We start from the raw sequence: 26,498 nt of genomic DNA, 5'->3' as shown, positions 1-26,498 counted from the left end.
ATATTTGATAGTATCATTTTACTGTTTTTTGCTGGTGTTTATCAAATAGGGAATAGATCTAAATTTATACTTTTTTAATTTTTTATATTAATCATTTGATTTTTAATAAGAATTTAGTTTGTAGGAAAATTCTGATTTTTCGATGGGAAAATAATAAAAAACGCAAAGCAATCCTTTTGGATTACCTTGCGTTTTTATGCTAGGTTAAAAGTTAATTGGGTTTAGATTTGTTAGCAAACCAACCTGATTTTTGATTGCGGCTTAATTTGCCTAATATTTTTATCGCCTTTTCTAAGGTAATTCGCTGATCAGCTATATCTTTATAAATTTGATTTGCTCTTTTCTTACGTTTAACAGCTGCTCCTGCATCAAGAAATGACTCAACCACTTGATTTAAATATTGAATAGGCAATGCTTGCTGTTTCTCAATGTTATCTTCAGAACTATATGCCTCAAGTTTTTCAAGTAGATTAGTGATTTCTGCTTGGCAGAACTCATTCTGCGCCAAGTGCATTTTTTTCAATGTGCTCAAATGTTGTTTTAATGTGGCCACTTCTAACCTATTAAAGGAAACAATCATGTTGAGGTTTGTTAGTGCTGTTCTGAACTCCTTAGCTGTACATTGTTGGTCAAATAGATGTTCAAGAGTATGGTTTATTCGCTGCCACTGCTGCCAAGCGTAAACATAGTTCAAGCCAGCGCCTTTAATGTTTTGCATACCAACAATAACTTGATGGTTATTTACTAAACCTAATTGGGCAATTGACCGCGTTAGTTCATCAGCAGATAAACTACTGTTTTCATGTAACACAACGTTAGATTTTATTGTATTTACAATAACCTCTTTTAGCTTTTCGCTATTGTTAACGATATCTTGCTTAAGCAACTCTAATGTTTGACGTTGTTGATAAACAAATAGATTTTGTAAAATAGCCGATGCTTCGGCCTCATTTGAGTTACCGGTAGCATCTTTCAAAAGAGCGTTAATATTAGATTTCTTAAGCGAGTCGCCGTTTAATTTTATGAGCTTATTAGCAAGAGTTAGATCGTATGCGTCGCTCAACCGAGCAATTAATTGTTCTTCAGTTAAAAAGTTGAACTGAGATAAAAGTTTATTAAATTCTTCTAGATCATTATTTGCAATAATTTTATCTAATCGCTCAATGAGTGCGTTAATAAAGTAGCTATAAAACCCATCAACGTTTGTACCAATTACAACTATTTTATCGAAACGCAAATCGTGACTTAAAATATCTGCAAACACTTTTGAGCGAGCCACACGGTCATTTCGGTTATTGATTAAAGCAATAACCTGTTTTTTGGGGTTGTCATTTAAATCATAGATCCCTAACCGTTGCCAATTCTCTAACGTTGCTAAACGTTCATTTGCTGACATGCTATTAATAAATGATTGTTCTACTTTACCCACTTTAGCTTTTTCAAAATGTTGTAAAACACCAATATCGGGAATGATTCTGGCCGATGTTTCTTTGTAAACATAGTCTTTACTTAAGCCAATATGCTGTGCCATTTTACAAACTAGCGCAATATTAGCTGGATGTTCTTGGTACGGGTATAAAGAACGTATATCGTCTGTAATTTGCAAGCCATCGGCCCAATGCACCTGGATCAAACTTGAGTTCTTCTGCTTGGCATTGACGTCTAAAATAGGAGCCATATTTTGTTCGCTGGTAAATACTAAGCTATTCTCGCCAATAAAGTGACTGGTTTCGTTTGCAACATCGATACCTGTTGGACCGAGTATATCTTCATGGTCTGGGTAGGCATTTGTTATGGTTGAGAAATTGTCTTTCATCCAGTTGCGAAGAATACGCACATAACGTGGTGTGAGCCCCATACATTCCCACAAAAATACGTCTGCTTTTACATTCTTAGCAAAGTGCAAAACATCTCCTTGCTCCCAAATACTGGCTTTATCGAATGGACGAAATAAGGGGATTTCAAACTGCTCACCACTTGCCCTTGCATAAATCATCGTAGCTTCACAGCCCGTTGTTTTACTTACTACTTTTAGACTTAAGCTGCTAAAAAGGGCCGCTTTAAGGCGTTCTGTTCCGGATTTCCCACGTGTTCCCCAGCCGCCAATTGATACAGGAATAAGTGCTCTGTCAGATTGAATCTGACGGCTGATTTTTATATGTCTCGCCCAAAAGTAAGCGATAAAGCTAATGACAAAAAATATTAGCTGACCAATGCTGTTTTGGTAAATTGAATACGCATACTCTTTAAAGCTTGACCCAATGTTAAAAATAAAGGGTGTAATTGCGAGCTTTTTATAAAGGTTAGCAATACCTGATTCGACAGGAAACGCTACATCAAACAACATTCCATATGGTTGGAAGTCTAGCGTAAAGCCCTTACTGCGAATGTTCTCTAGGTAGTGTTGTTGTTCTACTTCAGTACCATTTCGTAACTCATTCAATTTTTCGTAGTTCAATGAAATCCAACAGTATGCATATAAACGCTTAAATAAACTTGTTGGTGGTGAAGCTATCAAAATGCCATCAGGGGTATAGGATTTAGCTGGCGCTTTTAAATTATCTTGAGACAAGGTACTTAATAAGAAATCAAGTAATGGCAAGTGTGGTCGTGAGCTAAATTGATGCTCATCAAAACGAGGCTCACCGGGTACTTCTGTCTGGCTTATCTCTGCAACAGTACAACTTGGTACATGCATAAATGCACTAGGCTTTCTGGCCTGTAAATGGTTATAGCTTTGTCTTTTTCCGGTACTAGGGTTCTTAAATTCATGCCATAAGCGCCAGATTCTAAAGCCACGCTTATAACCCAATTGCACCTGCCATGACTTTTTCTTTAGGTTAACATTGAACGCTTCATAATGCTGAGCTTGTTTACTTAGTAGTCGACCAAGCAAATCTTCATCTACTTCTTTACAGTCAATGGATGTGTCTGAACTTAAGCTCACCTCTAATTGTGCAACTTGTTGCTGATGCATAAAACTGACTAACTGCTCTCGAACACGGCTAATAATACGTTTTACTGCAAGGTTAGTTTTTTCTTCAAGTTGTCGGTTTAATACATTTATAAACGCTTTAAATATATCTTGAGTGTAGTCATGATTATCATTATCAACTTGAAGGTTAAACATGATCCTCGGAGTGAGTTCAAGTAATAGACGTTGTTCTGCAAAGTTATCAGTTTCCTCAAGGAGTTGTTGCCATAACTTAAAGCCTAATTGCTGTTCACTAAAGCGCGGGTCTGATAACTGTTTAATTAATGTTAGTCTTACAGCTGGGCTGTTTTCAAGTTGCATTCGCTCATTGAGTAAATCGGTTACACATGACCAAGGCAAAACGGAACATTGCTCTATAACACTTTGACGAACACGAGGGTAAGCATGTTTAGCAAGTAAAAAAATCAGTTTACGGTTTGCCTCATTTAAGGAAAACTGTTTGCTGATGATTTTGGCAAATGAAGTAATTAAAAATAACTGCTGGCGATCTACTTTGCCGTTTTTATCAACGTCCAGATCAATATGAGAGCGCATAAAGTAGCGAGTAAAAGTGGGCCTAAGATTAATTAGTATTTCTAAAATATCGACTTTTGCTGCGTGTGGTGTTGTTGGCTTCTCTAATGACTGTAGTAAGTTTTCAACTAAATCTGCATTAAACTCAGGATCTTCGACATATTCATTAAGCAAATTTACCTGATTAGCTAACGCTCTAAATAATGAGTTTCGTGTTGCTTCATTGTCTGTTTTTTCTAGTAGGTTTAAAAAGAAGCCTTCTAAATCGAGCCTTAACCATGACTGAGCCATGTCATTTTGGTGATTACGTAAATAACGGTTTGTTAAATCACCGAGCTTTCCTATCAAAAACTTTAATGATTGCTCAAGTTCAGAGGTTTTATCTTGGTAACGATTAATCATTGCCCCTTCATCAAACCAACGCTGAAAAGCATCTTGATCCTTTTGCAGTTGCAACTCACTTGCCCCTAATGTTTTTGCATAATCAAGGATATGAAATTGCCTCTCGGCTTTTAATTCCGCATGACTCAAACGCTCAACAAAGCGACGATGATCGCCATCAAGTTTGGTTAATTGGTTTTGCAGCTTATCAATTTTGTGAGTTAAAAAAGCAATAGCTTGAAGTAACAACCAATCATCTTCGTCATTATCATCTGGCTGGTTCTTTATAAGCTCCCACTCACTTAATTCGTTAACGAGTTGCTTATACTTTTGGCGATAAAGGTCTAACCAAAAATTGGCTATATCGGCAAATAGTAGAGACTCAAGGCGCTCTTTTAAAACTTTACTGCTCATAGTCACTCAGCTCTAACAAATGGTTAAGTTGAAGTGTTGGAAAAATAATTTCATCGTGTGCATAGGGAGCAAAGCCCGTATGCAAGTTATTGCCAGATGAAAACTCAACACTAATATTGTGGTTATTCCAAACCCAATCTTGTTGCCAGCTTACTTTAAGCCAGCCTTGTGAGAAGCCCCCTAAGTCAATCTGCTTTTGCCATGCAAAGCGAGAGATATATTGCCATGTGGCAGTAGCACGATGTTCATCAGCGAAGCGGTAATAACTATCTAGCCCCAGCTGGAAAATATGGCCTTCATAATATTGATTCCAACTAGAGTTAAAACGTAAATAATCCAAGCTGCTCCAATCATCATTAGAACCGGAAGAAACACCAAAATTAAGGTAGTTATCGACCCAGGGTTGATATCTATATTGGTAGAGCCCTAACCAACCAGATGAATGATTTTCTCTGTAAAAATTAAAAATACCTGAGTTAAGCTTATCATCAGCGAGGTAGTCAGCTAAATCAGCGCTGCTATAGCGAACATAAGGAGTTATTTGCCATTGATGGCGATGCACTGAGTCTTGTCGCCATATTTGGCCAATACTAATGCTGGCATCAATCGCGTATTGACTATCAAATTGCTCTCGGCTCATTTGCCAGCGACTATTAATTTGGCTATCAATATACCAAGGCGTTGTTTCATCCTCCCAAGAGTAATATCCATTTAAATTAATAATATCAGTTTGCGTATCAATGAATGAGTAATATCCCTCTAACTGATACCATTGATTATCATCATTTATCCGAATTCTAGCGCCAATATCAGTTTCTTCGCGGGTGGGAATATCTTCAGCGCTTTGAAAAATTTGCTGTTGATCATAACGAGCAAAAACTTGCCAGTTGAGTTCATCTGCGTGTAGTTCTGTTTGCTCCTTAACGATTTCTACTTTTTCAGGCGCTTGATAGGTGATCAACTCTGGCAGGGCAGCTTTAGTCTGCGAGTAAGCAGAAATTTTATTGTTATGTTCGCTTAACTGCCAACTGTATAGGCGGACATATTCCAACTTTTCAGCTTTAACTTCGATTTTTCCTGCAGGATGAAAAAAGCGACGTTCTGTTCGTCTTTGTTCGTCGATTTCTTCCAACTTGATTAGCCTGTCGGCCGATAAAGTTGCTATTAGCGGTGTGTCCGGTATTACCGTGTAGAATAATAACTTGGTTGGTAGCTCTAAGTGCTGCCATTTTCCGGCTAGATATTGTTCTGCTTCTATTGTTAAGTATTGTGATAGGTAAGGGTTGAGCCATCTAATACTGATTATGTTGTTATCGAGCTCTTGCTTAGTAAAAGTAAATGGCACACTTTGTTGTTGTGAAACTGACCGGGTTTTCAGTTCATTAGCTAGGCGAAGTGAAACATTTGCGACATTGTCTCGTGCTAACTCTGCAGTAGAGAAGTGAAATTTAAAACGGATTTGTTGTCCAGCAGTTTGAGCTAGATCAATATGCAAAGTATGGAATGGTCGTAACTGTAACCCTTGCTCTGACGCAGACTGGGTGTTAAGCAAGGTAAAACGATCAGCAAAGCTACTTTGTGCAGGAGCTTGCATTTTAAATAGTCGAGTTCCAGCATAATCTAGCATGCTTTCAATAGGTTGCCACTGACCAAAACTTTCAATTCTATTCTGAATGAAGGTCGATCTAGCTGTTGCTGGTAAGGTCTCTAGACGTTGCAGTAGCTGAGTGTATTGATTGTCGTTTAAACGCCTTTTGCTTAATTGGTATAAGCCATTAATTAATAAGTCATACTGTGATGCGGTAGGTGAATAAACTAATGACATAAAGTCTATTGCAGTCAGGTTATTGGCAGCATCAGACTGGTAGTCAAATTGTGAAACTAAATCATTAGGGAGCAGGCTTACATCAAGATATGTCATATGATCAGCGCTCAAAGTCAGAGTTTCTCCGACTTGCAAGCTTATAATTAAGGTTGCCGATATAGATGCTAGTTGCTGATTATCTACAAACTGAATATTTGCTGGAATATCACTAAAAATTGGCATCAATTTATGCTGATATTGGCTATCGGCTTTTAGCCAAGCCGTTTGATATTCACCATTTTGTTTCGCAGCTACCCGAGCTTTGATCGCTAAATGAATAGGGTGCGTAGCAGTAAATTTCCACGGTTTCTTATCACTTAGCACGGTATTTTGTATTTTGCCTTGTCCATCAATAAGTCCAGCTTGCTCTGCTGTTACTAAGTGGTATAAAGGGTCATTTTGTTTAGTATTTGAAACCAAACTTTGAAAATTTAGTGCTGCGAAACTTGGTTCTGCGATGTTTTGCTGATCAGACTGATGAGCTAGCCACGTCGCTAAACGATTTTTCTGCTGTTTAACAGCAAGCCTGATCAAGATTTTTCTACAATTGGAAATTGACGATAAATTACCAGCGCACAAGGCAAATAGTTTGTAGTCTTGATGCTGCTCTTGGTAAATTTTAATCAACTCTAAACTTGCAAAATGCTGCAGTTGAGCCTGTTTTGCACTTTTGTATAAACCTTCTAAATAGCTGCTTGCTAAATGGAATTGTTTTTGCTGCCTCAAAATATCAATTCTTGCTTGCCATGCTTTTTCCGCAACTTGATGGTTACTATGCTGGCTTAGCTTTTTCAAAAAGCGAAGGGCATCCAATGGCGCAGATTCTGCTAAATCATTAGCAGTCATTAGCAGCTGTTCCCAATCTGTTATGTTTAATTGCTGCTGTGCGGGTGTATAAGGTTCAATTGATGCTAAATAGTCCGCATGCTGCTTGTGCAAGTAGTTTTTAATAATCAGCTCTGTGGTAGGGCTCTTTGCACTTAACTTGTTCGGCTGCTGGTAGAGTACTTCATCCATGGGGATATCAGCTAGAGTTCTTGCGTATAGTGCAAAATCAATATGTTCCGTTGTGTTTTTAACTGCTTGTATAGAAAGTGATTTTTCTTTTAAAGGCACAGAGAGTGTTAATGTTTGAAAGTGTTCTGTCGCTTTCAGGTTAACTAGCCAGCTTTGCTCACCTGCGGTGAATTTTAATTGTGTGTCATTGTTACTTTTTGCAATTAAGGTAAGCCAAGGCGTAGCTCGTTCTTTTACCGTTAAGTCAAACACTTGTGCAGATTGAGACAGAGCTGTTAAAAGTCTAGTCTGATGATTGATACGAGGGTAAAAATGGTGATCGACTAAACGCAGCTCAGCAAGCTCGGTGATGGTTTCACTTTTACTTTCTATAGGCAATTGGTTTCGATAGCTGCCAACAAGTTGTGAATCGATGCTCATCATCGAAAGCAAATTATAGTATCGCTTTACGTTAAGCGGGTCATTTTCAGAAAAAACAGTGTTACTTAACGACCCCAACGAGTGCTCTTGGTAAATTGATTTTAAATGATCATTGGCAGTATTTAGCCAATATGGCATTAGTTGCTTTTCTTGTTCTTTTGCGGCTGCACCATCATCATAAATTGCGCGGTGGCTTTGCTCTATTTTAACCAGTGAATTTGTTGCGCTTTTAATGGTTAGGTATTGGCCTGCGTCGATAGCCAAATAATCTGAGTTAACTAAACCAACATTCTTATCTGAATATTCAACAGCGAGACTATTAATCGTATTCACTTTTGCTGTTAAAACGTTATCAACATAGGCGTACACAACACCGTTTCGATCAGGAAGTTGCATATTCTGCCTAACAGATAGCTTTAATTTTTTTGCTGCAGGAAAAAACAGCGTAACTTCTTCATCTTTATGCAGTTGATAATAACGCTCATTGCCTTGCTGTGTGGTCAATAAAACAGATGGTTTTGCTAGTTTGAGTGCACGTCGAAAACTATCTCTTTTTGCTTGATAGTGACCGACAAGAGCCCTAAAACTAGCGCTTTCGTCAAGGTGATTCTGAATGGCAATTATACGATTATGGCCTGTTGCCGGAAGCTGGCATCGTTTCGAATTACAAAGTAGATCTCGATGAACTTGTAAACGCTGCTGAATGTATTGTGTATTTCCGGCGCTGATAATAAATTGATTTAATAAATCGGGATTTATCTCAAGCCAATGGCCTTCTGGTAGCCATAAATACTGATGCTGCTTGGCATCAAATTGCAACTCTTGAGTAGACGTTAAAGGGGCCAGTTTTGGCGTTGTTTGTAACCAAAGAGGGGGCTCAAGAACCGCATGCTCAGGCTTAGCAGCATACACCATGTTGATGCTGAATAATGTAAAAGTGACTAAGGCTATTATGATATAAGGCATTGGCTAAACTGCTTTAAAAGTTGGCTATTAGTTATTAAACGCTCACGCATTTGACGGCTTAACTCGATATGAAAAAACTGGCTATTAACAGGCGCCATGTCGGTAAGTATATTTTTTGTCCCTCCGAGCTCAAAAACATCACGACCAAATAGCATAACATTAGAGCCTACTTGATTATTTAAACATTCAGATATTTTTACAGTTGCTTTTGACGGTGTTTTAGAGCCATTGCTAACAATGATATCTGCATTACGCCCTTGTAAAGTTTTTCGCTTTTCCTTTGCAAACCCATGTACCTGATAAATAGAAAAAGACTCTACAGTCTTAGCATAGGCAAGAATAAATGCATTCGCACTACTAACTTTATATTTGCCAAAATCGAGTTTATTATTACTTTGATCAAGGGTATTTCTATGTTTTGAATTTGTGAGTAACACCTGACATTCAGCAAACACTGCCTTGGCTATTTTTAGCGTGTGTTTATCAAAATAGCGATGAGGTGCATATGCAATACAGTTATTACCAGTCTTCTTATAATGAATCTCGCCACCGGAGGTAACTGTATTTTTTGCTTTAAAAACACCATCCTTGTAATTGAAGTGTGTTAGTTCAGTGTTCGGCTTTAATAGCCAAGCATGAAAATCTTCTGTTAAATCATGCAAGCTAGTTTCCTCGGCACTGCATGCCGCCATAAAAGTGCAAAAAACCAGTAACATAGCATTAATTTTCATTATTCCACCACCTTACTTTTTGCTCTTGAGCAGGGTATTCATCGAGAATAGACAGCCAGATTGTTTCTGATGACTCGATTGTTATTGAGTGTAAAGTATCTATATCACTTGATACTAAGTGCGTGACACTTGGGTAGCTATTCAGTCGGCTATTCTTTGGGTGAATCAAAAAAGCATTAATTAGTTCAGATGGATAAAGCTGATATTTTTGCTTTTTAATACTGTATTCGCTCGTGAGTCCTGACTTGTATTTTGCTCTTTGTTTGACACTAAGTTCAACGGGAGCCTTATTATTTGATTTAGCAACTTTGAAAACAAGACTAATAGGGCGCTGATACTTATCTAATCTGAGTGTTAGAGGAGTCTTTTTATTTAGTTGGTACAGGCGTTGTTTAACCCAAGGCCGATTACCATACCAATTTTGATACATTGAGCGAGAACTGTCTTGGATTTGCTGTAGTTGTGAAACAGATAAATCCGCCATATTAGCTTCTTTAGCACTATTCCCCTTTAAACGATAAATTAGGCTGTTATCTTCAGAGTTAATATACGGCGTATAATTATTCTTATTATAAATACCGTAGTTAAAAACCTGAGCGGGTTGTTTAGGTAAATAGTACTTATTGGGGCTTAGTGTCAGTGCTACATTTGAAATTGGTAGCTGATCAAATAGTTCCCTAGATTGATAGTATGTGACTTGTGGATCTAACTCTGCTGGTGGCGTGAAAGTCCGAATATTCGAAAAGTGCCCCATCAATGTAAGTTCATAATGATTATTGGCGCGCTGTTCATACCACGCAGCGATATCATGAAAGTTTGTAGGTGATTCTGTCACCAAGCCGTGAGTTAAGGTTCTTTGGTAGTTAAAATCAGCAAAGCGGGATTTCAGACGAACATAGACATCTTTATCTGCCTTGACTTCGACTCGCCTTGCATTCTTTGGCGAGCGCAAATAGTAAGTTACTAACATTCCAACATCTTGACGTTGCGTGTTTTCGGCAATCAAACGATCAAACTCTGAAGCTTGTCCTTTCAATGTCACAGAATAGCTCTCGATTTGCTCGTTACTTTCATCAAACAAGGTGACATTTAGATGGCTTGTCTCAAGAGCTCGAACTTCAATATTTAAATGGCTTTGCGATTCAATATCAAAATTGACAGAGGATTGGCTGTTAGCCAAGTAACTGCCTGAGTAACTAGTTAAGATTGCATTACCAGATAAAGTTCGCCATTGCGTTAATAAATTATCTTCACTGCAGATTGTGACTAAGCCCGGATTAAGAGGCTCAGTTTGATAACTATTAGCTTCGTCTATTGCACTAAAGTTTACGGGTAAAGGAGGGGAAAACTGTAGTTTGTCATACCAAATTAACGAAGGAAGCAGCCCTTGTTTGTCTGTTTTGAATATCAGGCTATCGGTTTCCTCTAAGCGAATACTCGCGCAAAGACCCGGTTTCGTGAAATAAGAGCCTAGATCATGTTGCTGTTCACTAAAGTCATATGTGACTACATTGTAGGGTAAACTTTCATACAATATGTCTGATTTAAAATCTATGTCAGGAATTCCCTGGGGTGCAATCTTTTGCCACCAAAAGGCCATCGCATTTCTAATCTCTCCATCAGTTAAAGTATTTTCTCCCATAGTAAGGTAATCAGTTGCGCGTCTGCGTCTTTCTAAAGGACGCTTTAGCCAGCTGTTAAGCGGATCAATACTTTGCTCAGGAGTTTTAGCGTGGACCCTAACAACCACACCCTGTAGGTTAGTTTGTTCAGGGATAAGCGTTAGATCGAGACTCGCAGCATTAGGGTAATCTTTAATAGGTAAATAAAAAGATTGACCAGATGCGACGTTCAATGATTGTTTGTTTTCAATTATTTGTTTTACTTGTTGCTCTTGCGAGTTTGTAACCAATTTAGATGCATGATGGTAAACCTTGTCTAAAATGACATCTCCTTCTTGATCATATAGCACGTATTTAATTGCATAATTAACCGGTTGATCTAGTATGACCGACTGATCAAACACGGCATTTGATAAAATGCGCAGTGAGTGAGTACGTTGATTTGAAAATGTAAACTGTAGTGGCTTTTGACTACTAAGCCACTGTACATTTGAACGTGTTTCTTGACTAGTACGCGCATCAATGGGTTCAGCTGACTCAATCCATACCATTATGTTTCGTGAGAAATAAAAAAGTGCCACTAAAGCAATTGTGATTGCTAAAATAGCAAGTAGGCGTTTAATTAAGTACATATGCGCCTCCAGCCATAATGCTATTAAATAAGCTCAGATCAATAAGCTGGTTATTGGTTGGATTGTAGATTGCCACAATATCGTTATTGTACTTAATCATAAGCGCGTACTTGTCTGCATTTTCCAGCTTAATGGTGTGTAAAGAGCAATCTTTAATTTGCTCGCAGAAACCGCTTAATGATGTTAAACGCTGATGAGCTATATAGTTTTTAACGAGAGTTTGAATTCGTTGCTTTTCTTTAGTCGAGATTGCTTGCCAGTTTAGTGGCGACAAGGTAGCCAGATTTATAGTTTTTACCTTTGTATTGGTAGATATTGCCAATAATCGTTGCAATACGCTGTTTTGGTCGATTGAAAATTGTTCTTTAAAGTCTGATGCCAGCCATAATGTTGCCAGCTCACTATTGCTATTAAATTGTTGGTATCCTGATTGAGGTGAGCTGCCTATTTCAAGACCTCGCGTTGATTTTTGTCCTGATACTACTTGATATTCAACCCCTAAGTTATTCAGTTTTCCGTCGATTTGTTTCATTAGTGGCGAGGCCACATCGCTGATGCGCGTAGCTGAGAATGCAATTGCATTTGGGCGTACCCATGACGGCGCGCTATGGCTGCGGATTTGAATGTGTAAACTAGGCTGATTAGCTGTAAAGCGCAAATAGCTTTGATGAATAACATTAAATAAAGAGTCAATATTATCAGCCCCAAGTACATTAGCTTTAGGGTGCGCATAAGGGTGAGCCCCCGCAATTAATAAATTGGCAGTGTTTGCCTCGGAGAATAATTCAGCTGCAAAACTCAGCGTATTACTTTCAAATAAAGGCCTTGGTACACTGAGTGTGATAGCTTCATGAGCAGTCAATTTAAAAGCGTAAAGCCCTTGTCCTTGTGAGCGTGCTTCATTATTTTTAAGTGGGCTTAACAATAGATATCGACCACTGCTATTGTTGATTAGTTGCAATTGATAGTTAAGTAGTTCGGTTGTGCCATTGATTTGCTTTAACTGATTAAGCTTGTCTTCTGTCAGTGGGGCATTACCTATCTGTGTAATTAATTTATAGAGTGGCTTTAAAACTTCATACTCCCACAGCGCTATTTGGCTTTCTGATAGAGGTTGATACTCAAAACTACCTTTTTTACTAATTTGATAAGCAAACTCGTCAACAATAGTATTTATTTCTTCATTGATAACGTTAATTTGGGGGGTATTGTACTTATAGTTATCGCGATAAATGTTAGCCAAAATATTAGTATAGTTAGCACTATCTAAAAATAGTTCAAGCATAGAGCCCGAGTAATTCGCTGTTGGCAAACTGCTTTGTGTTGCTGCACCAAAATAAGTTGCCTCACTGCCTATAAATTGGTGAATGTCTCTTTGGCTAATTGAAGTTGGTAGTTGGTTATATATCCAATATTGGCTGTCGAATTTATTAGAAGGCTTTTCAACTAGTGCTGCTGTGAAGCGATTAGCCTCTCGAATTTGTAAGATTTCGTCACTTTGTAGTGCGTCAATGAAAGCTTGATAATAAAAGCTTTGTTGATCTTCCGTTGCAATCGTTTTTTGTGGCGTTTTAGCAGTGCCAAATAACATTGCTTTATTATTCATATGTTGAAAAATCAAGCTTGCAGAGTCACTCGCTAGACTTTCTGTAATTGGATAGGGAATAGTTATCAACAAAGGAGATTTTGGCGTTTTATTAAAAATAAATAGCCCTCTTTGCTGACTTTCGTAGGTATCTACCAAGTAAACATATTGCTCATCACTTTCAAGCGAAAAACCCAGCTCGCTAAATAAATAACCAAACTTTGCTATGGGTTGCTTGTTCTCAAGTGCTTGATTTAAATGGTAAACAGCATACTTAAAATCATTGATTGCTTGATTAGCTTTATAACTACTGACTGTTACTTTATCTGTCCGAGTTGTGTATAAGTAGCTCTTATATTGGCTTACTTGTTGATTTAAGGTGATGACATGTGGATTGTCGATATCTGAATGTACATCCTGATTAGACAGCAAAGAGGGCACTAACATCACTAAGAAACCTACAGTAATAGCGAAAATGCCGCCAATTACCGAAGTTTGAAATGTTGCTCTGATTACTAATCCAAGCGCGTTCTTTTGATATATTTTTAGTGCCAGTAGAGTTGCAAGCATGTAGCCAAATGCAAATGTGTCTGTCACTTTGAGCGTAGGGAAATACCAAACAACGACATAATTCAGTATTAACTTATAGACAAAGCCTATAGTGAAGAAGAACATTAATAGTCTGGCACCCTCAATGTTCGCATGTCTTAGCCGAGTAAAATGCACCAATGAGCTACCAATTATTAAAATAACGGCCGTTTCTATAAAAGAAGTTAAAAGCTTTGAAGGCTGAGTTAATTGCAGTGCAAGTAATGCCGGTAGCATTATTCCATTGAACTCCCAGCCGTACTTTATATTTGCTCTAGAAGCAATAAATGCAGTGATGACTAGTATGATATATGCTTTTGGTGCCGCGATGATTGAAGCGGCAACGGCTTCGTACATAATACCCAAATTAGCAATACTAAAATTAGTAAAAGGCATTAAGACAAAACGAACTAGCAAGAAAGTGATAAGTAATTGAATGAAAGTTACTTTAAGCCCGTACTTAAACCCTCCGTTCCACATCACGTTCGCTGTTAGTGCGATAATAATAAGGCCTAAAGAATAAAGCTGAGATGCATAATCAAAAGTAATATCCCATTGGCTTAACTGAGCGGCAATTAAAGGCCAAAACAATGTGTCCATGCAGACACGCACAAGAATACTAAGCAAGATTATGGCGAAAAAGCGATCCCGCCCAAACATTTCTCCATAGCCAAACTTTTCCATCATATAATGAGCACTAAAGCGCATTAATGCATAAACAACGATTGCCTCGATAATAATAACCGCAGCTGAGGTTGGGCTAATAATCAGTAAAGGGACTAGGTAGCCTGGTACAACAAGCCCCGTCAGAGGGAAACCAAAACGCAAATTTAACAAGCAGACGACCGCAGTACCTACCCATACGGTAGTAATAACAGACTGGCCTAAGCCTGTGCCTGCAGGAAAAAGCGCGAGTACAAAGTCCATTAACTTTGGTCCTCTTTAGTGGCTTCTTGCTCGTCTATGACAGCATGGTTATCAATAAATTCAAATAAGATACCTGATACTTGAAATGGTTCGCCTGAGGCAGTTTGCGAACTGTCGGTGTTCAGTGCTTTAATACTTAGCGTATAGTTTCGGTTATTAAGTTTGGCAGGTAAACTTATCTCAGCTTTGTTTAACGTCACATAACGAAGTTTGCCCTTGGCAACCTCAGTATCCAGTTTGCAACAGCGGCATAATAGATCTAATGCAGTCATCTCAAAGACTGCAATTTGATGTTGTTTTGCAAATTGCTCTAATGCGGCATTCGTCTGAATAACTTGGCCAAATAAGTTAAACAAAATATTAGCAGAACGAGTGTGGCTGAATACCATTTCTAAAGTTGTCATTTTTTGCTCCATTTCATCAATAGAGCGCTTAACTCGCTGGCTCGTAGGCTCATGCAGTCTCAAGTTAAGTAGTTGGTTAATTAGAGTTTTATTTTTTCTCTCAGTGGCTTTAAAAATATGGTAATGGAATAGCAATTCAGCGACTTGAGCAGCAAATCTATTAACATTCTTTTCAAAGGCTTGTTGATTGAACTGCGTATTTGGGATCACTGAAAGTGCCCAGAAACCGCGTACATCACCGGCATAAACAAGCGGTACCATAAATTCAATTTCATTCGCACTAACATGCTTAAAAAAAGGTCGAGTTATTTGCACTATCCCCAATGACTTTAACGCATTACTGTAGGGCGTTCGTTGATAATCTCTGCGCATTTCTTGTATGTCATCTAAATTACAATTCATTGCACGAATTTCTACAACTCGGTGATCATCTTCTTTGCGAGCAAGGAAAATTGATTTCTCTAAGTCTAATTGTTGACTAATTAACTGAATAATAGGGTCCCAAGGCGAAGCTTGATCTATAAAGCTTTGTGGTATGAAGCGTCCCATCATCTTTTGTTGGATATTATTTACCACAACATTAAGCTCTGCATCCTCTGTTACTTTGCGGACAACTAGGATCCAGAGAAGGGTGATAAAGGTAAGTATAATGTACTGGCCTATTGGGATATAAATCTGCATTGATTCAACGAAAAAATAACCAATTGTGCACCAGACAAAAATACTCATGAAGGCAATGAAAAATGAGTAAAAGAGTGATAGTTTCTGAAAGCTAAAAAGCAGAACCACCACTAAAATTAATTCAATAACAATAGAGTAGGTTGGTTTTAGCAGTGTTACTACAGTGTTCTTATCAATACTGTCAGCCATGTAAGCCGTGAGTAATAGTGGGTCATGTAAGCCGTTAAGTTTTGGCGCGTGTATTTGCACGTTAAATGAGGAAGCTTTTTGACCCACAATGATGACTTTATTTTCTAATTGTTCACTCATAACATCAAAGTTAAGCACTCTTTGAGCACTAAATTTTGGTAAAGCGGCCACGGCGAGCTTAAAGTCAATCAAGGCTATTTGGTTATTTTCATAATCAAATATTTCTTGCCAAATACTTATGCAATTCAAACCCTCTTGAGAAGGAATTTGAATCTGATAGGTTGCCCAAGCAATTACATGAGGGACACAATAGCTTTTGTTTGAGTACGGATAGAATACATTGTCTATCGGTAAGGGCTGCAAAGGTTCATCGGCTAAGACAATAATCGCTTTTGGTTTATAATCATGAAGTTTACTTACCAGCTGCTGGTGATTATTGCTCAAATTATCACTGTTGACTAATACGATATTAGTTTGCTGTGTTTGACCTAATGGCTCAAGTGCTTGGTATAAAAAAGCATTACTTGCCTGAAATAGGTTCAGTAAATTGCTGAACATTACAATCGCAAATAAGCTAACTGTTAACCAAAACGCACGTTGGTGCCTCAATCGTAACAATTGTTGAAATACAGCCACTGCTCCTCCTTAGTCAAGTAAAGTGAAAGTGAGCTTTATACTCGTATCATTACTTGCAGAGACTTTTAAAAAGTCAAATCCATGCATTTTACTGGTTTGCCATTGCTTATTTTCAAGACTGATTGGGTTTTGCCAAGTGATCATCGCGATATTGTCTAAGCGCGTTATTGCTTCGCCATTACTTGGCGCATATTGTCTAAATTGAAGCTTAATACCACGAGGCGGTAAGTTTTTTGGGCCAAGGGTAAAGTCGTCAGAAGGTAAGCTGAAATCATGGCTAAATACTTGCCACGAGTTATCACCTCCGTTGCTGATAACAACTTCATTTTCCGAAAAAGTAAGATCATCAATTTCGGTTGTATAAGTTAACAAGCTTTCTAGCTTGCCACCATTCTCAGATTGTAAGTAGCCATATAATGAGAAATCTTTACTCAATAATGGCGCCCCATTTTCGTCAATCAATTCCATCACTCGCATAGTGTGTCTAAAAGGAATGATTGAAGGGGTATTGTCAAACTCATCGCGGCTAGAGCAAAGAGCTTGAATCCCAGCGTAGGGTTTATCGGTGCAAGGAAAAACGCTATCACTAGTATGATCCCAGCGACTTACCTCAAAAGCTTCTGAGTCGTTATCCCAGTCTTCGAAATCGCCGAATACCATGATGTCTCGGCCTAAAATACTATTGCTAAGCTCACCACTAGTCACTTCAATATTAGACAAGTATGCAGCGGATGATGGTGCATATTGACGTAAGTCAATTATGTCACTGCTACTATCGAGTGTAACGGTCACTTGTGAAGTACGCTTTGTTGCTTGGTCTTTAGAGAAATATACTTCAGCATAATTGTCACGCGGTATTAACGTTACCGAGTCATCTGAGAACTCTGCTAGACGGCGCACTAAATAGTTACTTAAAAAGCCAGTGGTAAAACGAGGCTTGTAGTCTTCAATGTAAATAGGATAAGCAAAGGCACGATTTACTGTTTGTGTGTCTGCGTTTAGGTCAATCATCACCGCAACACCTAATAGAGTGTCTAATCTAGGTTGATCAAACACAAAGTTACCTAAGCCGAGTACTGCAGGAATATCATTATAAACAGCAAAACCCTGAGCAACGTGAGGGTGATGAGCTATTAATAAATCAGTATTTTGCGAAGAAAGAGCTTGGAACCGACCGTCTATATAACTTGTTGGCGAGTAACTATATTCATCACCGCCATGCATTTGTGCAATTATAAAATTATTAGTATCAAGCGCTTGTAGAGTATCATTTACTGCATTTGCATTGGTAAGATCTGCCGCTCCTCCTTTACTCTGCTCTGCAACATAATTAAATTCATGCTCATCTCCAGTGATAGAGGTTGCAGCAAAAAGTGTTAAGTTAATGTCCCCAAGACTAGCATTCACGGGTGCAAGAGCGTCAGTGTCATTTATTCCAGCACCACTGTGTAAGAACCCCGCATTTGCAACTTCTATAAGTGTGTCTTCAAGACCCGATTGTAAATAGTCATACACATGGTTATTACCGAGCCCCAAATAATCAACGCCTATGGCTGAAAGTCCTTGGAGTGAATCAGGTAAAGAAAAAAAGCTAAACTCTTTTGTTGGATGAACGGTACTAGGGTTGCTTGTTACTGGTGATTCAAAGTTAACGGAAGCAAAGTCTGCATTTAAAAATAGCTCAGCAACATCGGCAGTAATTGCAACACTATCTGCCCCAGCTGTTTCAGGGCGAATAAGTGCATTTTTAACATCGGGGATGTTTGTTCCCATAGTCGATAAGCTTGGATCTAAATAACGGCGTCCAAACATAGTATCTCCAGCAAAAATCAGGCTTTTACTGTTTTGAGCTTTTGTTTCTAATTGTACTTGAGAAGTTGCATAATTTGGTTGATTAACGATAACCCCTGCTTTTGCAAAGTAACCGTTTTGTTGCACCATTAAGGCATGGTTACCATAAGGCAAATCGCTAATGTTAACTTTGCCATTGGCATCTGATGTGTAGCTTTGTCCTGCGACTTTTATGACAACATTGCTTAAATTGGCTTTACTCTCATCCACCACTGATAGGGATAAATCAGCCTTACCAGCAAGTAAAGTTTCTCTAGCACTGATGGAATCTTGCTTTTGCTCTTGCGGCTTATCTTCATCAGGGTCTTTCACTTTACATGCTGTTAAGGTTAAACATGAAATTATAAGTAAATAGTTGATAATCTTTTTCAAAAGGCAAGCCTCGTTATCATTTTTTTTACATTGTATAGGTCAATATTATTATTGCTATATTGTATCTTTGTTGGTTATCGGGAACAATAACCGCTGGCTCTGAAAATTCAGATATTTCTTAGTCCGTTGAAATTTAGCAAAATAAATACGTCTTAAATTGAAGTTTAGCTCAAAAAAATGTTTTTTTTCAAAAATATAATTTGTTTACTAGGGTTTAACAAATATGATGCCAGAGTTAAAGAATAAATTTGTAATCGACTAAATGAAGATGAAAAAAAAGGCCATTAAATGGCCTTTTTGTGCGTATGGGCTTTCACAAAATGAAAGTTAGAATTTGTATTTAACACCGAACATAGCAACAACTGGGTCAATTTCTACCGTCGAAGTTAATGCCTTTGCGCCGTCAGCATAAACTGTTGCGTCTGTATCGATGTCGATTAGTGAAACCATGCCATGTAGGCCCCAGTTTTCACTCATCATGTAGTTAAAACCAGCTTGAGCTGCAAAGCCAAATGAATCATCTAGTTTCACTTCTACATCGTCAGTACCTAATGTTGCTTTTAAAGCCGCAGAAGGTTTCTCATCAAAGAAGGTTGTATAGTTAATACCTACACCCACAAAAGGACGGAACTTATAAGTTGAGTCTAAGAAGTGGTACTGGGCGATTAGTGATGGTGGTAATTGCTTAATATCGGCAATTTTATTGCCCGCTAAGCCACCAGTTCCTTGAACATCATGGCTAAATGGTGTCGCTGCAACTAATTCAAGAACCCAGTTGTCATTAAAAGAGTAATCAATCGTAATACCTAATTGGGTATTGTCATCGCCACGAAGTCCTAACGTTGGCGCTTCATTGATTTTTGAGCTGTCGTTATCAGGGTTTACATTAATTGCACCTACATTCACGCTTAAGTTTGCGTTTGCAACAGGAGAGAGTGCTAATAGTGAAGTAAGTAATGCAATGCTTAATTTAGTTTTCATGTTGTTCTCCGCGAACTACTTGTCTTATTTGGTTGAGGCTATTATTACTAAGTTGCAGCGGACAAAACCTGTTCTAGATCAAAGTTTCAAAAATGTTTGAACTAAGTGAAGCCATTTTTTGATTTAGATTAAGTTTTTAAATGGGAAGATCAAAAAAAGATTGACTTTTATTGACTCTACATTCAGTTGCGGCTGGTAAACTAACGGTGTTATTTGCTTATTAGGTGTTTTGCATGGCTGATCCTCAGCACTTATTTCTTCATGGCTCGATTTCAAAAGCGCTACTTAAATTAGGTATCCCGATCATCTTAATCAATATTTTGCAGTCGGCTTATCAACTGACCGATGCATTTTGGGTAGGCCGCTTAGGGGCAGAGCAAGTAGCTGCCGTTTCTGTCAGTATGCCAGTCACTTTTTTAGTGATTGCTATTGGCTCTGGGTTGGCAATGGCGGGCGCTATTTTATCCGCTCAATACATGGGAGCGGGTCAGCAAGATAAGGTTAATCACGTTGCTGCCCAAACTATGTTAATGGTGACAATTACCGCAACCATACTTGGCTTAATAGGCTATATGCTTTCACCATATTTTTTGACTTTATTAGGTGTTGAAGATCAAGTGTTTGGTGATGCCCTTAAATTTATGCATGTATCTTTTATCGGCGTTGTGTTTGTATTTATTTATGCCATGTTTCAAGCCTTAATGCGTGGTATCGGGCAAACCAAGGTGCCGCTCTATATTGTAAGCGGTACTGTGTTACTCAATTTTGTGCTTGACCCCTTACTGATTTTTGGTTTTGGTGACTTTTCGGGTTTTGGCGTAATGGGCGCTGCACTAGCCACACTTATCACGCAAAGCTTAGCGGCTGCAATCGGGGTATGGGTGTTTTTGCGAGGGCGTCACGGCATTCAACTTAAACTCTCTAGTTTTAAACCAGACTGGCAGTATATGAAGCAAGCCTTCTTTTTAGGAGCGCCTGGCTCGGTTGAACTCTCTGCGCGAGCCTTTGGTTTAATTATTATGTCGTTTTTGGTAGCTAGCTTTGGTACGCACACGATTGCCTCTTATGGTGTTGGATCTAATATTTTACAAATGGTGATGATCCCGGCAATGGGTCTTTCAATGGCTGTTTCGACTTTGGTTGGTCAAAACATGGGGGCGGGAAATCCACAGCGTGCAGCACAAATAACTCGATTAGCCTCACTTTGGGGACTGCTGGGCCTGACAATAGTGGGTGTTGTTGCTTATCTGTTTGCTGAATACTTGGTGGCCTTTTTCATTCCTGATGATGAGTCTGTGATAGCGGGTGGTGCAGAGTTCATTCGGGTTATGTGCTTAACTTGGGGCGGAATAGGCGTGCAGCTTTGTGTAGTCGCTGCATTTAGGGCTTCAGGCAACATGCTAAATGCGATGGTTGTGTCACTGCTTTCACAATGTGTTATTCAATTTCCTGCCGCGTATATTTTGTCTAAGCATACTTCACTGGGACCACAGGGCATATGGTATTCCTTTGCTATCACCAATGTACTTGTGGCAATCATTACTTATCTTTGGTTCGCAGCTGGTCGTTGGCAACGAACACAATTAACCAAAGAAGACAAAGACATTGCCAAGGTAACTCAAGAAACCCTTATTGAAGAAGGAAATCATTAATTTAAGTTTCACACTGCGGTCATAATCTCTCGTTGTAATAACCTAAGCTTTCTAACTGATTAGGGTTATTATGAGTTTGATATCAAATGCAGAGTTAGTAACGCACCAGTCGGTGCAATCTGAGGTGGTTGAAACATTACAAACCTTGCTCCGATTTAAATCGGTAACGCCCGCTCAAGCTGGTGCAATTGATTGGCTTGAAGGTAACTTAAGCCAGCTCGGCTTTGATTGTGAGGTATTTAGCTTTAATCATGTTACTAATTTAATTGCTAAAATCACCTTTGGTGAAGGCCCTATCGTTGCTTTTTCTGGCCATATTGATGTGGTCCCTGCTGCAGAAGGTGATTGGCGAGTTGATCCTTTTAGTGGCGAGATAGTCGATGGCAGTGTCTATGGCCGTGGCGCAGCAGATATGAAAGGCGGTGTTGCTGCGATGCTTTGCGCAACAAAACGTTTTTTAGCGCAAAATAGCAATAAAGGCGGCACATTTTACTGGTTAATAACCTCAGATGAAGAGGGCGAAGCTGAATACGGATCCTTGTTAATTGCTGAGCGTCTAGCCAAACAAGGTGTTGTGCTTGATGGTTGCCTAGTTGGCGAGCCGACGAGTCATCAGCATGTGGGTGATACCATTAAAAATGGCAGGCGAGGCGCGTTGTCTGCTCGATTATCTATTCAAGGTAAAGCAGGGCATGTTGCCTACCCTGAAAACACCATAAACGCTGCACATTTAAGTGCAGAGGTCGTAAAGCGCTTAACGGCAATTAGCTGGCACAAAGATGAAACAAGCTCGGCAACAACACTGCAAGTGACCGGCATTAATATAGCCAATGTGGTCGATAATCTTGTGCCTGCTCAATGTGAGATCACGTTTAACGTACGTTATAGTCATGGCTACAAAAGTAAAGACGTTAAAGAAGAAATTCAGTTTGCATTGGCAGATTTAGCATTGCGGCTAACGCTTGTTTGGGAGCGTCCGTGCGAATCATTTTATACCTTGCATCAGGCGAGCAATTGCTTGTTGCAGCAGCTTGAACAAGCCGTGCATGAAGTAACAGGCAGCTTCCCTATGCTTAGTACCAGTGGTGGCACATCAGATGGGCGATTTTTTGCCAATGAGCACACGCAAGTGATTGAATGTGGTGTGCGAAACCATACCATTCATCAAGTTAATGAGCATGTTCCTATCGCAGATTTAAAAACTATTGAGCAAATATACTTAGCTGCGCTTAGAAATATCTTTAATTAAAAAGAAAAAGTCGGCGAATATGCCGACTTTTTTAAGCTATTTTTAACGACTATTCGCGTGGCTGCCCTAAGTATCGTTTGGCTTTACTCGCTTTTACTTTATCTAAGTCGACAAGCACTAATCCATCAATGCAATTATTGAACTCAGGGTCGATGCTAAAACTTAAAAACTGTACGCCTCCTGGCTCGCAAAGCTCTGTGTATTGTTTGAATAAGGTTGGGACTTGCGCACCAATATTGGCAAGCACATGCTTAAGTTCAACAAAATCTTCTTTAATATCATCCCCAGCAAATAACTGAGCACATTGTTCTTTTTGTGATTCGGTATGGCGATATTCATTATTGGGGATAGCTAACACTTTTTTAGCACCATAATAATGCTGGTAATAGTGAACCAATAGCGATTTAGCTTGCTCGGGGAGCGCGTTAGATACGCTAACTGCGCCAAACAAATAGCGGTATTGCGGGTACCAGTTCACAAATGCGCCAATGCCAAACCACAAATAGTCTAGGCTCTTTCTACCCCAGTATTTGGGTTGCACAAAGCTGCGACCGAGCTCAATGCCCTTTTCAAAATACGGCGCCATATCATCGCTGTAGCTAAATAGGCTGTCAGTATATAAACCTTTGCGGCCATGTTTTTCTATAATGTCTTGTGCGCAGGCAAGTCGGTATGCGCCGACTAGTTCAAGTTGCTTAGCATCCCACAGAACGAGGTGTTGATAATCCATGTCGTATTTATCTATATCACGGCGTTTACCACTGCCTTCACCGACTGCCCGAAACGCAATTTCACGAAGTCGTCCTAGTTCACGGAAAATCGGTGAGCTACCACAGTATTGATATAAATAAATTTTCATACCATCAGAGGTTTCACCTAATAGCTCACACTCTTCAATGGCTTTTTTAAGGTCTTTCGTTGCTTCAGGACTGGCAATGGGGGTTTGCGTTTTTAACGGCAGAGGTTTTTTTGTGATAAGTCGATACAGTTGTTTTCTTATCAACTGAGCTATTTCTTTATCTTTTAAATTTTCGATTAAATATGACTCAGGTGGGATGGACGCGCCAATTTCAAACTCTAATGATTTTTGTCGTTGTTTGAACATCTCTTTGACTAATAACAAACTGGCTAAGGGTTTGTAGATCATTGAGGTGCCGTAGAATAACGGGCTGTTTTTCGCTTTGATGTAAATAGGCAAAATAGGTGCGTTGGCTTTTTTTGCCATACGTAAAAAACCGCTGTTCCACTTACAGTCTTTAATGCCCGTTGGACTTAAGCGCGATACCTCACCTGCAGGAAAGATTAATAATGCACCGTCTGATTTTAAGTGTTGCTGGATATTAGCGAGTTCTTTCTTTTTACTCGTACCAGAGAGGTTATCAACGGGAAGGAGTAACGAGTGCATCGGAGTGATTGACATCAGCATGCGGTTTGCAACGACTTTTAAGTCGGGGCGTACACTTGATAAGACTTTTATCAGCGCTAATGCATCAAGAGAGCCGATAGGGTGGTTAGCGACAATAACGACATTACCTTCACTTGGTATATGTTCCATTTGTTTTGGCTTGTAGCGCGTGTCAAAGTCAAGCTCATCAAGCACTTGCTCTACAAATTCAAGCCCCTGTAAGTGTGGGTATGCATCACCAAAGGCAACAAACTCTTGCTCATGTAATAAATAACCTAGGCCTTTCTTTACTAAACCTTTTACTTTTGGCGAATTTTCTAATTGTGGTAAATTTGCTTCTATTACTTTATCAACACTGATCATACAAACCTCAAACATAAACGCATTTAGCGATGAGGTTAGGGTAAGAGTTCGCTGTGACAGTTAGGTTGCAGTTGTGTGACTTTTTAAAGAGCGCTTCGTGTTCGAGGCTAAAATGGAGAAGACAATGATTTTACTTGTAGCTGTAACAGGCCGAGATTGCAGCCAATTAATTGCCCGATTACAAGCGTTATTACCAGAGATTGACGTACAGTTTTGGTCTGAGTGCACAGACTACGAAGCCGTAGAGTTTGTACTGGCCTGGAATGCGCCCGCTGATTTATGGCCTAAGCTGGTAAATTTAAAAGCAGTTTCTTCATTTGGTGCAGGCGTTGATAGCATCGACTTAACAAAGATAGCAGCGCATGTTCCTGTTGTTAGAATTGTTGATGATAACCTTGCTAATGATATGGCAGAGTATGTATTGGGTCATGTATTGGCGCACAAGCTGAGACTCAAAGAATATTATTTAAAACAATCAGCGGGTACTTGGAAGCCAAAGCGAGCGTATTCACATCAACATGTGGGTATCTTAGGTTACGGTGAACTAGGTAAAGCCTGTGCAAAGCGTTTACTCGCAAATGGTTTTCAAGTGAGTGCTTGGTCTAATAGTGAAAAACACGACGTTGAAGTAAGCACCTATTACTCACAGCAGGGGTTAGATGACATGCTTGGTCAAATTGATTATCTCGTGTGCTTACTACCACTTAACCAACACACTCAGGGCATTATCAATAAATCACTGCTGGGTAAACTACAAAGCCATGCGGTGCTAATTAATGTTGCCAGAGGCAAACATGTTGTCGATGAAGATTTACTCGAGGCACTTAATAGTGAGCAATTACGTGGCGCCACCCTTGATGTATTCAGCGAAGAGCCTTTACCTCAGGCGCACCCTTACTGGTCTCATCAAAAGGTGACCTTAACGCCTCACTGTGCTGCAATTTCAGATTTAGAGTCTGTCTCGTTGCAAATTGCAGGTAATGCTAAGAGATTAACTGAAGGTAAAGAACTAATAAATCAGGTTGATAGAACAAAAGGTTATTGACACATTGTAAATTTGTTTAATAAACGTCTTGTTAACATCTGTAATTTTGCTATTCTGGAGTTGCTCAATAAAAAAACAATAATAAAAGAGGCGTTATGAAATCTAATCAAAGTGGAGCTAAATTTAGTCTGGTCGTCGTGTCAGTTATCGTTTTAGGTGTGTCAGCATGGTTTAACCAAGCTAATGCATCGGAGCAACCAGTTCAGGACATTGAAGTTAGTCAATCATAACCACACAGCATGCTCATCGAGTGCAGCACGTTTAGATGCTGCACTTTAATCGCTTATTCAACTAACTTCTTTTTGAGTGGATTTCTCTGTTCTCGTGTTTCTTCTCGTCAGATTTTTTAATCATCACATACGTTGCACCACTACCACCATGATGCTTAAGAGCACTGTGAAAGGCTAAAACCGCTGGAATTTCTTGCAGCCACTTATTGGTATAGCTCTTTAAAATACCTGGCTGTGATTTATTTTTGATACCAATCCCATGGCGAATAAGTACGACACGAATATTTCGTTTATGACAGTCATCGATAAAATTAAATAACGTACTACGTGCACGTTGAAGAGGCTGACCATGCAAATCAAGCGTGGCATCGAGTTGATATTTAGCTAAACGTAAGTTTTTATATACTTGGCCTTGTACGCCATCTTTTTTAAATGCCAATATGGCATGAGGATCTAACAGCTCGACGAACTCGCTGCGCAAATAGTTTTCATCAATTGCTAAATCACACTCAGCTGCTTTACGTTTTTCTTGTTGCGCTAAAGAAGGGCCTTGCTTGGTGGAATCAAATTGAACAGTGTCATGCTTAAGAGGTTTTACGTCTTCCATAGATGAGAGAAATAAGTCGAAGTCGTTTAATGACATAAGGTACCTCCAAATTAATTATACCCAAACCACCTCAAGGTGCGAGTTTCAGTTGGAATTAAAAGCGATTTAGGCAAGGCATTGATTGCAAATAATAGTGGTTCTATTGTTAAAATCAATAACGCAGTATAAATCGCTTTTA

At 39.1% G+C, this 26,498-nt stretch carries 14 protein-coding genes; 4 read left to right on the top strand and 10 right to left on the bottom strand.

The window, feature by feature from the left end; translation table 11 throughout:
- Positions 1-211: 211 nt before the first annotated feature.
- The 8 genes from BIZ38_RS13930 to BIZ38_RS13895 all read right to left on the bottom strand — a co-directional run bounded on the left by BIZ38_RS13930 (position 212) and on the right by BIZ38_RS13895 (position 19,769).
- Complete coding sequence (locus BIZ38_RS13930; protein WP_187490543.1) at positions 212-4,303, bottom strand: poly-gamma-glutamate synthase PgsB; 4,092 nt, start codon at positions 4,301-4,303, stop codon at positions 212-214.
- Complete coding sequence (locus BIZ38_RS13925; RefSeq protein ID WP_187490542.1) at positions 4,293-8,570, bottom strand: hypothetical protein; 4,278 nt, start codon at positions 8,568-8,570, stop codon at positions 4,293-4,295. Before BIZ38_RS13925 ends, BIZ38_RS13930 begins: the two co-directional genes overlap by 11 nt.
- Entirely contained in the window at positions 8,555-9,301 is a 747-nt protein-coding gene (locus BIZ38_RS13920) for a hypothetical protein (RefSeq protein ID WP_187490541.1), read from the bottom strand. The genes BIZ38_RS13925 and BIZ38_RS13920 overlap by 16 nt, the downstream gene beginning before the upstream one ends.
- Positions 9,291-11,555, bottom strand: coding sequence for a hypothetical protein (locus BIZ38_RS13915; protein ID WP_187490540.1), 2,265 nt, complete (start codon positions 11,553-11,555; stop codon positions 9,291-9,293). Before BIZ38_RS13915 ends, BIZ38_RS13920 begins: the two co-directional genes overlap by 11 nt.
- The gene (locus BIZ38_RS13910) at positions 11,542-14,655 is read right to left on the bottom strand and encodes a poly-gamma-glutamate biosynthesis protein PgsC/CapC (RefSeq protein WP_187490539.1); all 3,114 of its coding nucleotides are present in this window, start codon (positions 14,653-14,655) and stop codon (positions 11,542-11,544) included. Before BIZ38_RS13910 ends, BIZ38_RS13915 begins: the two co-directional genes overlap by 14 nt.
- On the bottom strand, positions 14,655-16,565 hold the full coding sequence (locus tag BIZ38_RS13905; protein ID WP_138601489.1) for a hypothetical protein: 1,911 nt from the start codon (positions 16,563-16,565) through the stop codon (positions 14,655-14,657). The genes BIZ38_RS13910 and BIZ38_RS13905 overlap by 1 nt, the downstream gene beginning before the upstream one ends.
- A 9-nt stretch (positions 16,566-16,574) precedes the next feature.
- The gene (locus BIZ38_RS13900; RefSeq protein ID WP_138616943.1) at positions 16,575-18,788 is read right to left on the bottom strand and encodes a CapA family protein; all 2,214 of its coding nucleotides are present in this window, start codon (positions 18,786-18,788) and stop codon (positions 16,575-16,577) included.
- 327 nt (positions 18,789-19,115) lie between these two features.
- Positions 19,116-19,769 (bottom strand): OmpW/AlkL family protein, encoded by a 654-nt coding sequence (locus tag BIZ38_RS13895; protein ID WP_054551769.1) that lies wholly within the window; start codon positions 19,767-19,769, stop codon positions 19,116-19,118.
- 233 nt (positions 19,770-20,002) lie between these two features.
- Here BIZ38_RS13895 and BIZ38_RS13890 point away from each other — a divergent pair, with 233 nt between their 5' ends.
- Positions 20,003-21,421: an MATE family efflux transporter gene (locus BIZ38_RS13890; RefSeq protein WP_054551768.1), complete on the top strand. Its 1,419-nt coding sequence runs from the start codon at positions 20,003-20,005 to the stop codon at positions 21,419-21,421.
- A 70-nt stretch (positions 21,422-21,491) separates the two neighbouring features.
- On the top strand, positions 21,492-22,670 hold the full coding sequence (gene dapE, locus BIZ38_RS13885; RefSeq protein WP_054551767.1) for a succinyl-diaminopimelate desuccinylase: 1,179 nt from the start codon (positions 21,492-21,494) through the stop codon (positions 22,668-22,670).
- Positions 22,671-22,719: 49 nt separating this feature from the next.
- Here the strand turns inward: dapE and BIZ38_RS13880 are convergent, their stop codons facing one another.
- Complete coding sequence (locus BIZ38_RS13880) at positions 22,720-24,438, bottom strand: lysophospholipid acyltransferase family protein (RefSeq protein ID WP_187490538.1); 1,719 nt, start codon at positions 24,436-24,438, stop codon at positions 22,720-22,722.
- Between the two features lie 124 nt (positions 24,439-24,562).
- Between BIZ38_RS13880 and BIZ38_RS13875 the strand changes: the two genes are divergently transcribed.
- Together BIZ38_RS13875 and BIZ38_RS21850 are read left to right on the top strand one after the other, a co-directional pair.
- On the top strand, positions 24,563-25,483 hold the full coding sequence (locus BIZ38_RS13875; RefSeq protein ID WP_187490537.1) for a 2-hydroxyacid dehydrogenase: 921 nt from the start codon (positions 24,563-24,565) through the stop codon (positions 25,481-25,483).
- Between the two features lie 95 nt (positions 25,484-25,578).
- Positions 25,579-25,713 carry a hypothetical protein gene (locus tag BIZ38_RS21850; protein WP_262387613.1) on the top strand — a complete coding sequence of 45 codons (135 nt, stop codon included), beginning with the start codon at positions 25,579-25,581 and terminating at the stop codon, positions 25,711-25,713.
- A 61-nt stretch (positions 25,714-25,774) separates the two neighbouring features.
- On the opposite strand, the gene smrA is transcribed toward BIZ38_RS21850, so the two are convergent.
- A complete protein-coding gene (smrA, locus tag BIZ38_RS13870) occupies positions 25,775-26,356 on the bottom strand; it encodes a DNA endonuclease SmrA (RefSeq protein WP_054551764.1) in 582 nt (193 codons plus the stop codon).
- Positions 26,357-26,498 lie beyond the last annotated feature (142 nt).

The sequence above is a fragment of the Pseudoalteromonas sp. BZK2 genome, from assembly GCF_014349195.1.
Classification (GTDB): domain Bacteria; phylum Pseudomonadota; class Gammaproteobacteria; order Enterobacterales; family Alteromonadaceae; genus Pseudoalteromonas; species Pseudoalteromonas simplex.
Note: the sequence above shows the minus strand (reverse complement) of the source record. Positions and strands in the feature narration are given on the sequence as shown.